The organism is Acidocella sp. MX-AZ02, from assembly GCF_000306035.1.
GTDB classification, from domain to species: domain Bacteria; phylum Pseudomonadota; class Alphaproteobacteria; order Acetobacterales; family Acetobacteraceae; genus Acidocella; species Acidocella facilis.
This window is the reverse complement of the sequence record NZ_JH976210.1, coordinates 125,911-137,748: the sequence shown is the minus strand read 5'-3', so window position 1 is coordinate 137,748 and position 11,838 is coordinate 125,911. Positions and strand designations below refer to the sequence as shown.

The window sequence follows — 11,838 nt, the reverse complement described above, 5'->3', positions numbered from 1 at the left end:
TGCTCGGCCTGGGGACGCTGAAATAGAGCTTGAGCGGCCCCGGCGCCGCCAGCGTCACCACGCTCTGCCCGGCCTGCAGATAATCGCCCGGGTCAATCTCGCGGATGCCGGCGATGCCGGCGAAGGGCGCGATGATCTCGCCCTGCGCCAGCGTCGCCTGGTCCAGCCGCAGCTGCGCCTGGTCCTCCGCCAGCACCGCCTGCGCCTGCTCCAGGGCGGATTGGCTGGCGCCGGAGATCGCCATCAGCTTTTCGGTGCGGGCGAGCGCGCGCGCGGCTTCGACCAGCTTCGCCTGGTCCAGCGCCAGCTGCGCCTGCTCGGGGGCCACATCCAACACCACCAGCACCGCGCCGGCGGCAACCGCCTGGCCGGACTGGAAATTCACCTGGGTGACGACACCGCCGCGCCCTGGCGCCAGGACAGCCTGTTGCGCCGCCGCCAGATGCGCCGAAAACGTCGCCTGGTCGCGCCATTGCACTTTCATGGGCCGCGTGGTGGGCACAATGGTTTGCGCCGATGCCGCGCCGGGCAGCGCGGCGGCAAGGACCAGCCCGGAAAGAAAGATCACAACGCGAATGGAAAGCACCCCTGTCTGTCCATCGCCGCGCCGCAGACTCGGCGATGGTTTATATGTTTGTGCCGGACCGGTTGCGGACCGTGCAAGCCCGGACCGCAACCGCTTTATTCAAGATCCGTCGTGATTATCCGTGGCGATGCCGATATTGGTGATGCCGGCCTTGCGCACCAGATCCATCACGCTCATCAGCTGCTGCAGCTTGGTGCCCTTGTCCCCGGCGACGATCACATCGGTATCATGCCCGGCCTTCTCGCCTTCGAGATAGGTTTCCAGCTGGGAGTCGTCCATCACCTGGTCCTTCACATGCATCGCGCCTTGCTGGTCGATGATGATCACCACCTGGGTATGCGGCAAGGGCTGCGCCGTGGAGGCGCCGGGCAGATGCAGCGTGACACCCGAATCCGGGATCATGCGCAGCACGATCATCACGAAGAACACCAGCAGGAACATCATGATGTCGATCATCGGCACGATTTCGAGCCGGGGCTTCTCCCGCTCCAGCGGGTCGTGGCGGCGTCTGCGGGCCATGCGCTTAGCCCCCCGCCGACAGGCGTACCGGACGCACCGGCTCGACCCGGGTCTCGCGACCTTGCATGCGGTTGATCAGCACCACCTTGATCAGCTCCAGCTGATGCATGATTTCACGCGACAAGGTGCTGTAGTAATTCACGAAATAAACCGCGATGATGGCGATGAGCAGGCCCGCGCCGGTGGAGACCAGCGCATCCGCGATGCCGCCAGTGACTTTCGAGGGACCGCCATTGGAGGAAAGCACGTTGAAGGCCTGGATCATGCCGACGATGGTGCCAAAGAGGCCAAGCAGCGGCGCGATGGTGACGGAGGTATCGAGCACCCAGAGCCGGCGCGTGATCTTCGGGCTGGCGGCGAGGATTTCCTCATCCAGCCGCAGATCCATGTCCTCGGCACTTTCGCCGCGAATGGCGATGGCGGTGCTGATCAGCCGGCTCTGCAGCGCATCGCTCGACGCCTCGACGATCGCCTGCAGCCCGTCCACATCGTTATCCGGAACCTTGCGCAGATTGCTGTGCGCATAGCGGCCCTGGCGCAGGATTTTCTTGAGGATATAAAACCGCTCCACCGCGACGGCGAGGGTGATGATCAGCAGCACCGGCATGATCGCCAGCAGGCCGCCGGTCAACATGACCAATCGAACAAATTCCAACATGATAAAAACTCCTAGGCTTGCATGGGTTGAAGTTGCGGGGCCGCGCCAATCAGCGCCCGCGTGTAGGCTGCGCGCGGCGCCGAGAGCAGCGCCGCGGTTTCGTTCATCTCGACGATCCGGCCGGCATTGAGCACGGCGATCCGGTCAGACATGTAGCTGACGACCGCGAAATCATGGCTGATGAGAATGTAGGACAGGGCATGCTTGAGGCTGAGATCCTTCAGCAGGTTCAGCAGCATCGCCTGGGTGGAGACATCGAGCGCCGAGGTCGGCTCATCGAGCACGATCAATTCCGGTTCCGCCGCCAGGGCGCGGGCGATGGCGATGCGCTGCGCCTGGCCGCCGGAGACATCGCCAGGATGGCGCGCCGCCATCTCGGGATTCAGGCCGACCTGGCCGAGCAGCGCCTCCACGCGCGCGCGGCGGGCGGCGTTGTTCAGGCCGCCGCGCAGCCGCAGCGGCTCGGCGATCACCTCGCCAATGGTCATGCGCGGATTCATGCTCTCCCGCGGATCCTGGAAAACAACCTGGATTTTCCGGCGCAAATCCCGCTTCGCGCGACCGGCCATGGCGTGGAAATCATGACCATCGAGCGCGACCTGGCCGTCATATTCGATCATTTGCAGCACCGCGCGGCCGAGGCTGGATTTGCCGGAGCCGCTCTCGCCGACCACGCCCAGACATTCGCCGCGCCCGAGCCTGAAGCTGACTTCGGCCAGCGACGGCGGCAGCCGGCGCGCCGCGCCGAACCAGCCGCCGGCACCGCGATAGCGCACGCCGAGATCCGTCACATCGAGCAGCGGCGCGAAGTTGCGCGCGGGGCGCGGGGCAAGGGTTTCAGCGAAGGCCGGCCTAGCGGTGCGCGGCAGCGGGTGAAAGCACGCGGCCAGCGTGGCCCCTTGCGCATCCGCCGGCGGGTAGGCGGTGGAACAAACCGCGCTGGCATAGGCGCAGCGCGGCGCGAACCGGCAGCCGGGCGGGCGCTGCTCCGGCTCGGGCAGATTGCCCGGAATATTGCGCAGCCGCGCCTGCCCCAGCCGCGCCACCGACCCCAGCAACGCCTCGGAATAAGGGTGACGCGGGTGCTGGAAAAACGCTGCCGCCGCCCCCCATTCCACCGAGCGCCCGGCATAGAGCACATGGATGGAGTCCGCATGCTCCTGCACCACCGAGAGATCATGCGTGACGAAGAGTACCGCCATGTCGCGCTCGCGGCGCAGCCGCGCGATCAAGGTCATGATCTGCTGCGCGATCAGCGGATCAAGCCCCGTGGTCGGTTCATCGGCGATCAGCAAATGCGGTGAGCAGGCCAGCGACATCGCGATCATCACGCGTTGGCGCATGCCGCCGGAAAACTGGTGCGGATAATCATTGAGCCGGTTTTTCGGATCGGGGATTCCGACTTCGTCCAAAAGCTCCAGCGCCCGGGCCCGGGCCTGCGCCGCGCTGCCGCCTTGATGGACCCGCCAGGCTTCGCCGATCTGCGCCGCGATGGTGCGGCTCGGGTTCAGCGCCGCGAGCGGATTCTGGAAGACCATGGCAACGGATTTGCCGCGGACCTGGCGCATGCGCGGCTCCACGGCGGCGGCGAGATTTTCGCCGTTCAGCAGAATTTCGCCGGTAATGGCGGCCCCTGGCGGCAAGAGACGCATGATGGCCAGGGCCGCGATGGTTTTACCGGAGCCGCTTTCGCCGACCAGCGCCTGCATTTCACCTGGCGCGATGCGCAGATTGAGCTGGTCGAGAATGGTCACATCGCGACCGCCGCGCTTCAGCGTGACGGATAAATTCTTGATCTCGAGCACGGCGTTCAACGCTTATTCCCCCAGATTTGCAACAGCCCCTGCCCCGTCAGCGACGCCGCCAGCAGCGCGCCGAAAATCAACAGGCCGGGCGGCAGGATCAGCCACCACGGATCGAGTGCCGCGATATCCAGCGCGCCTTGCAGCAAGCTGCCCCAGCTCTCCTGCGGCGGCTGCACGCCAAGCCCCAAAAAGGAAAGCGCGGAGGTTGCCAGAACCGAATCGCCAATCATGAAGGTGCCATTGACCACCAGGATCGGCGCGATCACGCGCAGCAGATGCACCCAGGCGAGGTAGGCTGACGACGCCCCGGATTGCCGGGCCGCCAGCATGAAGTCCCGGCCGCGCTGGGCCAACACCTCGTTGCGGACCAGCCGCGCCAGGCTCGGCCAGGAGATCAGGCCCAAGAGCAGGATGAGATTGAAATTGGATTGCGGCACCAGCGCCGCGAAGAACAGCAGCACGATGAGGCTGGGCAGCGCCAGCACCACATCGAGCAGGCGCATCAGCAAACGGTCGAGCCAGGCGGGGCCGAGACCGGAGAGGAAACCGTAGGTGACGCCGACAAAAAAAGCCAAGAGCGCCGCGGGCAGCGCCACGATCAAGGTGGTGAAGCCGCCGGAGAGCAGCAAGGCCAGCGCGTCCCGCCCCAGCTCATCCGTACCGAACAGGAACTGCCCGTTCGGCGCCTGCAAGGCGTGCGAAGGATGAATCGTGTAGGGGTTCACCGGATCGAGGAAGGGCGCCACGAAGCCGAGGAACAGGATCAACCCGCTCAGAACCAGGCCGGCCTTCAGCGTCGCGTTGCCGGCAAGCCGGCCGCCCAGCGACTTTGAGAGACTGAGCATCGCCGCCTCACTCATAGCTCGCCCTCGGATCCAGCAGGCCGTTGACGAGATCGGCCAGCAAATTGCCGAGCACGGTGAGCACGCCGATGACCAGGACAATCGCGATCAGGATCGGATAATCCTGCGACAAGGCCGAGCGCCACATGAGCCAGCCCAGGCCTGGATAGTTGAAAACGGATTCCACGATGACACCACCAGTGAAAATGTAGGGAAAGGAGAGTCCCAGGATGGTAATGAGGGGCCGCAGGGCATTGCGCATCACGTGCCGGAACAGAATCGACGTAAAGCTCACCCCTTTCGCCCGCGCCGTACGGACATAATCCTTCCCCAGCTCCTCATGCACCGCCTCGCCAAAATAGCGCGACAGGGAGGAGACGGTGAGCAGCGATACCGTGGTGACCGGCAGCACCAGATGCGCCGCGAAGCTGGCGATACCGGCGTGCGGATCGCGAAGATCGATGATACCGCTGGCGGGAAGCCAATGAACATCGACAGCGAACCAAAGGATCAGCATCGCGGCGACGAAAAAAGGCGGCAAAGCGTAGAAGCCGAGCTGGAACGCGCCGATCAGCTTAGCCGGCCAGCGGCCGAACCACACGCCCTGAATCAGCCCCAGAGCAATCGACAAGGCCGTACTGATGATAATGGAAACTGTATAGAAAACCAGGGTATTTCTCTCATATACCCAAAGCAGCTGTCCGACGGGGCGGTTGAGCAAATAGGAATAGCCAAGCTCGCCATGCAGCAAATGCCATATCCAGAGGCCGAACTGCTTGGGCAGGGGCTGGTCCAGCCCAAGGCGCTGGTTGAGCTGCGCCACCGATTCCGGCGTCGCTTTCTGCCCAAGGATTGAGTAGGCGGGGCCGCCGGGCGTGAGGTGCGCCAGAAAAAACACAAGTGCTACCAGGATGAACAGAGACAGGCAAGAGGACGCAAGGCGCCTGAGGATCATCTTCATCATCGCGCGGTCTTCCCTTGCGGTGCTTCGCAATATAATTTTTCGGGGTAGTAATTATAGAGCTGATCGACAAAACCTGCGGCGCCCTTGATCCGGTTATGGGCGAGCATCGCGACACCTTCGCGCTCCATGAAGAGTACCGGCTGCTGCGCGCTGGCGTAGGTCTCATAAGCGTAAAGGCCGCTTAGACCTGGTTGATTTGTGCTTTCATCGATCAGCTTGTCCATGGTTGGATCTGAATATCCACCTGAATTTTCAAAAGATCCCGTCTTGAAGCTGAGCTCGCCAGTAGGATAATCGCCAACGCCACCGCCCAATCCGGTCGCTTCCCAATCGGCATGTGGATCGTTCAGCAACGCCATAACCTGATTGAATTCCATTTCCCGTACCCGCATATCAATCCCGATCCGGCGCAGATAGGCCTGCGTCATCAGGGTGATCTGCTGCAGCAATACACTACCCGTGGTATCAAGGTAGGTGAATTCAAGCTTCTTTCCGTCTTTCTGCATGATTCCGTCAGCACCTGGGCTGTATCCCGCCTGCTCTAAAAGCTGCCGCGCATGTGCGGGGTCATAGCTTACCGGATAATGGCCAGCCTGCATCGCGGGTGTCAGGAATGTCGGTGGCTGCGTCGGAACGGGGCCCCAGTGCTCTGCACCTACGCCATGATCGATAAGCTGTATCATTTCCTGTTGATCAATCGCATCTTCCATGGCTTGGCGAACACGTACATCGCGGAAGAACGCCACCTTTGGATTGCGGAAATTCAGAAGCAAATCGTTATAGTCAAGCGGCATTGGAAGCCTGACCATATAAGCGCCAGGAACATGCTGCACGGCATTCCAGAGACCGAAGGGAATGTTGATCATATCCAGCTCGCCATCCTCAAATTGCTGGACAGTCTGGCCATCGGTATCCACGAATTTAAAAATAAATCTGTCGAAGTTTAGCTTCGCAAAGGGCCATTTTTGATTTGGGACCATTATCAGATCTTGCCCGACATGCAATGCCAGCGGTTTCAAAGGACCGTCCACGACCTGAAAAAACTTCACGTCGCTTTGGTGCTGATAGATTTCATCAGAGGTAAAATGTTTCCAGACATGTTCTGGCAAAGGCGACAGCTGGGACAAGCCGTTCATGATGAACCATTGCGGATTCACTTGCCGCTTCAGAACGACGCGGAACTCCTCGGGACCGATAATCTGCAACTGCTTGATGATATCGGGCATTCCCCCACCACCGTAGCCCGCATATGTCGCGCCGAAGGCCTGGATCAAATGCCAAGTATAGGCAACATCGGCACTTGTCACCGGCACGCCATCAGACCAAACCCAAGGGCGCATCTTCACATCGAAACTTGTGCCCTGGTCCGGTGTCGTTACCGAGCTGGCAATGCTACGCGACCAGTCAATCTGAAGAGTCGCGCCGCTTATCCATAATAGCGGCTGAAACATCAAAGACGAGGCCTCCGCATTGTAAAGCGAATTCGTGAGCAGAGGGTTGAAGTTTGTGATATCCGCGCCAACACCAATGCCAATGCCGGTGGGGACAATGATGGTTCCACAATTTCCAGGAATTGAGCTTGATGTTCCGGCAATGGCCGGCGCATGCACGGCCAGCGCCACGGCGCCGGCGAGCAGATATTTCAATGCGCGGTGCAAAACAGCTTCTCCGGCGCCCACATACCTAGCGGGTTCATGAAATCCTGAACACCATGAACATTCTCTCTCGCAAGAACGGAATACTCCTCATTCGGCAAAAAGATCACCGGCTGTTGCGCCGAAGCATAATCCTGGTAGGCAAACAAAGCCTGCATGCCAGGCAGGTTGGTACTTTCGTCGATCAGTTGATCCATTGTTTTATCTGAATAACCATTATTGTTATAATAACCACCCGTTTTGAACAGATATTCTCCACTCGGGTAGGGCGACAGATCCTCCGCGATGAGGATGGCCTGCCAGCTTTGCGGCAGACTGACCATGGCTGTCAAAAGCTCGTTAAACTCGACCTGCTGCACTTTCATATCTATGCCAATTGCTTTCAGATCCTGCTGGATGAGCTCAGCGATTTCAATCCGTACATCCTGTCCGGCAGGAATCTGCAAAGTAAACTCCAGCCTCTGCCCGTCTTTCTGAAGAATACCATCCTTGCCCGGGGTGAAGCCGGCCGCCTTGAGCAGCATTCGCGCTTTCCCGGGGTTATATCCAACCGGATAATCGCCTTGCTTGGCCGATGGGGATAGAAAATTGGCGAGCACTGGCGGGACAGGATTATAGGTTTCAATACCGTGCCCATGAAAAGCGATCCGGATGATTTCTTTTTGGTTGATCGCGTCGGCCAGGGCCTGGCGGACACGGACATCCTTGAAGAATTCCGTTGATTTATTGAGCAGGTTCGGAATCAGCTCGTTCCAGGAATAGGAGGGCGGCATTGTCACCAGCCTTGTACCCGGCATTCCAGCGGCCTTGCTATAAAGATCGAACGGGACATTGCCCATATCTGTATCGCCAGATTGGACCGCCTGAAGCTCCTCGGACTCACTATTTTGAAACTTCATAAAAAATCGTTCAAAGTGCATTTTGGCGCCAGGGTAAAGCGGGTTCGGCACGAACTCCGCATATTGCCCGATCGCCAGCTTCTTTATTTTTAGCGGACCATCGACGACAGAAAAGAAGGCTGGATTCGATTGCTCATCCCAAATCTGATTATTTGTGTACTTTCCCCATATATGTTGCGGCAGCGGGGTGAATTGGGAAATGCCGTTGAGAATAAACCATTGCGGATTAACGGCAAGTTTGAGGACGATCCGCACATGCTCGGCATCCGGGGCCGTCATGCTCTGGATGAGCATCGGCACGCCGCCGCCACCATAGCTTGAATAATTCTGGCCGTAGCTCTGAATGAGCTTGTAGGTATAGAGAATATCGGCGCTGGTAACCGGAACACCATCTGACCATACCCAGGGCCGCAGCGTGATATCGAAGGTCTTGCCGTTATCGGGCGTGGATATTGAGCTTGCGATCGAACGTGCCCAGTCGATATCGTGATTGCGATTGATCCAGATGAGTTGCTCAAACATCATCCATATCGCCTCTTGATTATAAAGAGACGTTACGAAGAGCAGATTGAACGACGTTACATCCGCCCCAGGGCCAATGCCCAGACCTGGCGGAATGACGATGGTGTGGCAGTCATTCTGAACGGCGCGCGCGGAAAATGGCATGGCGGCAAACCCAAGCATGCACGCGAAAACGAAGGCACGGACATTCATCACTATCATTTTTCGTTTTGGTCGGCATGCCAGGAGACGCATAAGCTTTAACTTCAAATTAGGCCGGAGGAGATCCCGGCGGCGAACCGCCGGGATCCTTGGTTCAGAACTTGGCGACAAGATCGAGCTGCAGGGAGCGCGGTGGGCCGATCAAGCCGGATTCATATTGCGGCAGGATCGAGTAGACACCACCCGATGCAAGCTCCGAGTTATACTTGTAGGTATAATAATGCACGTCGAAAATATTCAGCGCCGTGAAGATAACTTTCAGGCTCTTGATCCTGTGGGTATTCACCGGGATCTTGTAGCTCGCGTTGAAATTGAAGATGAAATTCGGATCGTTGGTATTTTGCAGATCCGTTGTCGTGGCGCCGGAGAGCATGCTTTGGGGATCGTTCGGCGTCAGAATATCATAGGTTTGATTTTCCCGGCCTGTATATTGCGCGGACAATTCCGCAGTCCACGGCCCCTTGTCATAATCCAGGGCGATATTGGCCAGGTAGGTTGGGGTGTTCGAGAATGGCGTACCCTTAAAGGCATAGCCAAACTGATCGTTGGCCAGGGTCACGAACTCGAAGGCGCTGTCGGTATAGTCGGTGTTATTATAGGAGAAGTTTCCGGAGAGCGTGACCGCCGGCGTCAGGCGTGCCTTGCCCGCGACCTCGACGCCGCGCACCAGAAAGCCGCCCTGGTTGGCGTAGTAGGAGGTGCCGGTGAGATAGTTTTCATAGAAGGAGAAGGCGTCGTTCACCTTTTGATAGAAATAGTCGGCGCTCAGATAAAGGTTGGGCGTATCATAGCGCAGCCCCGCCTCATACATATGCACGATTTCCGGGGTTGGCGCGGTTTCAGAGCCCGCAAGCGGATTTGAGCCCGAGCCGTAATCCGAGACAGGTGAGAACAGCGAGCCCTTGCCGTAGGTCGCATAAGGCGTCAGATGCAACGGTAGATCGTAAGAAATGCCGATATAGGGTTCGCCGACTTTGGTGAAGTTCTGGTATTTCCCTGTGGCCGCGCTGAAATTCTGCTGCACGATGTTGCTGGTGTAGGCCGAGCTGACCCGGAAGGCCGGCTCGATATGCAGCTTGTTGTTGAGCAGATCGATCTTGTCCGAAATATAGCCGACATAGACGGAGCGCTGATAGCCGCCACCGAAAACGGAGGAATCATAGCCGTTGATCTGGTTCTGCTGCGCCAAATCGCCGCCGTAAATATATTGCGTCCCACTCGAAGTCTGCTTCGCGATCAGGCCGCCGATCGCGATCGTGTTGTGGGGCAGATGGATATTCAGCTGCGGCGTGAAACCGTAAGTGTTCCCCCAATTATGGGTGAACTCAGACGATTCGCCGGCTTGCGGGCTGCCAAATGCCGCCGTTGGGTTGTAGTTGAAGGCGGAAGACTGGAAGTTCGATCCCGGCCCGACATCGCCGTAGAAATTATACGGGCATTGCACATTGACCGCGTAGGGCAGGCTGCCATCGGTCGTGGAGGGGGCGCAATAAGAATCAGTCTTCTGGTCCTGGTGGATATAGAATACCGAACCCTGGAAATCCAGATATTGGTTGATGTAGCTCTTATCGCTCAGGATCGTGGTCAGGAATTTTCCGGCCTGATTGTAATAGCCGAGATTGGTCGGGAAATTATAGTTCCAGCCATATTTGTCGATCAGCGCGGTCGGCGTCGGCTCACTTTGAATCGTGCCGTTACCCTGGTTGAAGATCACCAGCAACCCGACCTGGGTCAAGCCGTCGTCAAACGGCTTTACCGTATTGAACAGGAAATTATGATAATGCGCCGGAGTGTTGGCGACATAGCCGGCGGTTTCACTCTGATCATAAAGCAGCAGGGTCTTTGGCGCGTCGACGCCATCATACCATTTGCCGGTGTTGATGGTGAAACCGAAATGGGAGGTGTCGAAAGAGCCATAGCCCCCTTCGAGTTCAGCGTAGGGCTTGTCGGTCGGCGCCTTTGCCGTGTAGGCGATGGTGCCGCCGACGGTGCCGAAGCCTTGGCGCTCCGGCGGTGCCACGCCAGGATAGACCGTAGCTGAATCGATTTCCGGCAGCGTGATCGGCGCGCTGACATTGTTGGAGAGATAATCCCCAGCGCCACCCAACAGGCTGGTGATCGGCACGCCGTTCAGCGTTTCCGCCAGCTCGTCATTCTTCACACCACGAACGGCCAAAGTCGGCGCGCTCTGGCCGGGCCCCTGCGCGTAGGCGGTGACGGAAGGCGATTGTTTCAGCAAGGTCTGGATGGACCCCATGGTGGGGTTCACGCGTGCCACGCTCTTATCGTCGAGCACGGTGATGGAGCTGGGGAGATCCTTCTCCTTCAGAAGATTCTTCTTATAGAGGATGTGAACCTTTTGAATCTCGTACGCGCTGGAGCCGCTGGCGCTGCCAAGGCCCGGCACGATCACCGGATCTTCCGTCGTCGCGGCGCTCTGCGCATGCGCGACATGATCCATGGATGCGGCGCCGACAAAGCTGCACGCCGTAAACAGCAATAAATGCTTTCGAAGGTTGCTCGCCTTATTCTTCATTACGAAGCCTCTTGTTGTTGATCCCCATCTGCTCAACCCCTTATGCAAGGGGCCCAGCGAGACATTGGGACCTAAAGAGCAAGCATGATGCCAAGCCCACGCTTCGATTCAGCTTCGCGATAAAAATTAACGCAATTAATTATAAGATTTCCGAATGCACGCTTGCAGCATTGCGTTTATGTCTAGTGCATCACGTAATGAGTGGGAATATGTCTAAAACTGCAGTACATTGCATGCACCTAAAAGAGGCGACTTTCGGCGGCGCCATCGGCCAAAAGAAAATGCCCGCCCTGGTGAGGGCGGGCATTTGATCGAGTCTCTAAAAAATAGGCTCTTGCTGTTCAGATTTTAGGCTCGCCCGTCCGCGCGATAAGAAATTTTAGTCATCGCCACCATCGCCAGGGCTGATCTCAACCGGCACCTCGAAGGTCAAGGCGGAGCCCGGCATATTGCTGTTGAAAGCCGGGAAATGCGCCTCACGCGCATGGTCCAGCGCGGTCTTATCAATCAGCGGATTGCCGCTGGAGCGCACCAGGCTGACGGCGATGACCCGGCCGCTCGGATCGACCTCGATCTTGATCACCGCCGTTCCCGACAGCCCCATCTGAGAAATGCCTGGCGGCACGCTTTGATTGGCCTGGATGATCGCGT

10 protein-coding genes are annotated in these 11,838 nt (G+C 58.6%); all 10 read right to left on the bottom strand.

Annotated features, from left to right (window positions below; translation table 11 throughout):
* A partial coding sequence (locus MXAZACID_RS15340) for an efflux RND transporter periplasmic adaptor subunit (protein WP_205619830.1) occupies positions 1–568 on the bottom strand: 568 nt, incomplete at its 3' end.
* Positions 569–685: 117 nt separating this feature from the next.
* The gene (locus MXAZACID_RS15335) at positions 686–1,105 is read right to left on the bottom strand and encodes a biopolymer transporter ExbD (RefSeq protein ID WP_008495405.1); all 420 of its coding nucleotides are present in this window, start codon (positions 1,103–1,105) and stop codon (positions 686–688) included.
* Positions 1,106–1,109: 4 nt separating this feature from the next.
* Positions 1,110–1,763: a MotA/TolQ/ExbB proton channel family protein gene (locus tag MXAZACID_RS15330; RefSeq protein ID WP_008495404.1), complete on the bottom strand. Its 654-nt coding sequence runs from the start codon at positions 1,761–1,763 to the stop codon at positions 1,110–1,112.
* An 11-nt stretch (positions 1,764–1,774) separates the two neighbouring features.
* Complete coding sequence (locus tag MXAZACID_RS15325) at positions 1,775–3,568, bottom strand: ABC transporter ATP-binding protein (RefSeq protein WP_039885632.1); 1,794 nt, start codon at positions 3,566–3,568, stop codon at positions 1,775–1,777.
* 5 nt (positions 3,569–3,573) lie between these two features.
* Complete coding sequence (locus tag MXAZACID_RS15320) at positions 3,574–4,413, bottom strand: ABC transporter permease (protein WP_240376702.1); 840 nt, start codon at positions 4,411–4,413, stop codon at positions 3,574–3,576.
* A 7-nt stretch (positions 4,414–4,420) separates the two neighbouring features.
* Positions 4,421–5,374: an ABC transporter permease gene (locus tag MXAZACID_RS15315; protein WP_008495399.1), complete on the bottom strand. Its 954-nt coding sequence runs from the start codon at positions 5,372–5,374 to the stop codon at positions 4,421–4,423.
* Positions 5,371–7,020, bottom strand: a complete 1,650-nt coding sequence (locus tag MXAZACID_RS15310; protein WP_008495398.1) for a peptide ABC transporter substrate-binding protein — start codon at positions 7,018–7,020, stop codon at positions 5,371–5,373. The genes MXAZACID_RS15315 and MXAZACID_RS15310 overlap by 4 nt, the downstream gene beginning before the upstream one ends.
* The gene (locus MXAZACID_RS15305; protein ID WP_008495397.1) at positions 7,017–8,642 is read right to left on the bottom strand and encodes a peptide ABC transporter substrate-binding protein; all 1,626 of its coding nucleotides are present in this window, start codon (positions 8,640–8,642) and stop codon (positions 7,017–7,019) included. Before MXAZACID_RS15305 ends, MXAZACID_RS15310 begins: the two co-directional genes overlap by 4 nt.
* 103 nt (positions 8,643–8,745) lie before the next feature.
* Entirely contained in the window at positions 8,746–11,112 is a 2,367-nt protein-coding gene (locus tag MXAZACID_RS15300; protein ID WP_039885569.1) for a TonB-dependent receptor, read from the bottom strand.
* Positions 11,113–11,566: 454 nt separating this feature from the next.
* On the bottom strand, positions 11,567–11,838 hold a 272-nt coding region (locus tag MXAZACID_RS15295), incomplete at its 5' end, for an energy transducer TonB (RefSeq protein ID WP_008495395.1).

What these genes read in the sequence shown, in the direction of transcription:
- MXAZACID_RS15335 (WP_008495405.1), bottom strand. Translation starts at nt 1,105, where the DNA reads ATGGCCCGCAGACGCCGCCACGACCCGCTGGAGCGGGAGAAGCCCCGG.
- MXAZACID_RS15330 (WP_008495404.1), bottom strand. Translation starts at nt 1,763, where the DNA reads ATGTTGGAATTTGTTCGATTGGTCATGTTGACCGGCGGCCTGCTGGCG.
- MXAZACID_RS15320 (WP_240376702.1), bottom strand. Translation starts at nt 4,413, where the DNA reads ATGCTCAGTCTCTCAAAGTCGCTGGGCGGCCGGCTTGCCGGCAACGCG.
- MXAZACID_RS15315 (WP_008495399.1), bottom strand. Translation starts at nt 5,374, where the DNA reads ATGATGAAGATGATCCTCAGGCGCCTTGCGTCCTCTTGCCTGTCTCTG.
- MXAZACID_RS15305 (WP_008495397.1), bottom strand. Translation starts at nt 8,642, where the DNA reads ATGAATGTCCGTGCCTTCGTTTTCGCGTGCATGCTTGGGTTTGCCGCC.
- MXAZACID_RS15300 (WP_039885569.1), bottom strand. Translation starts at nt 11,112, where the DNA reads ATGGATCATGTCGCGCATGCGCAGAGCGCCGCGACGACGGAAGATCCG.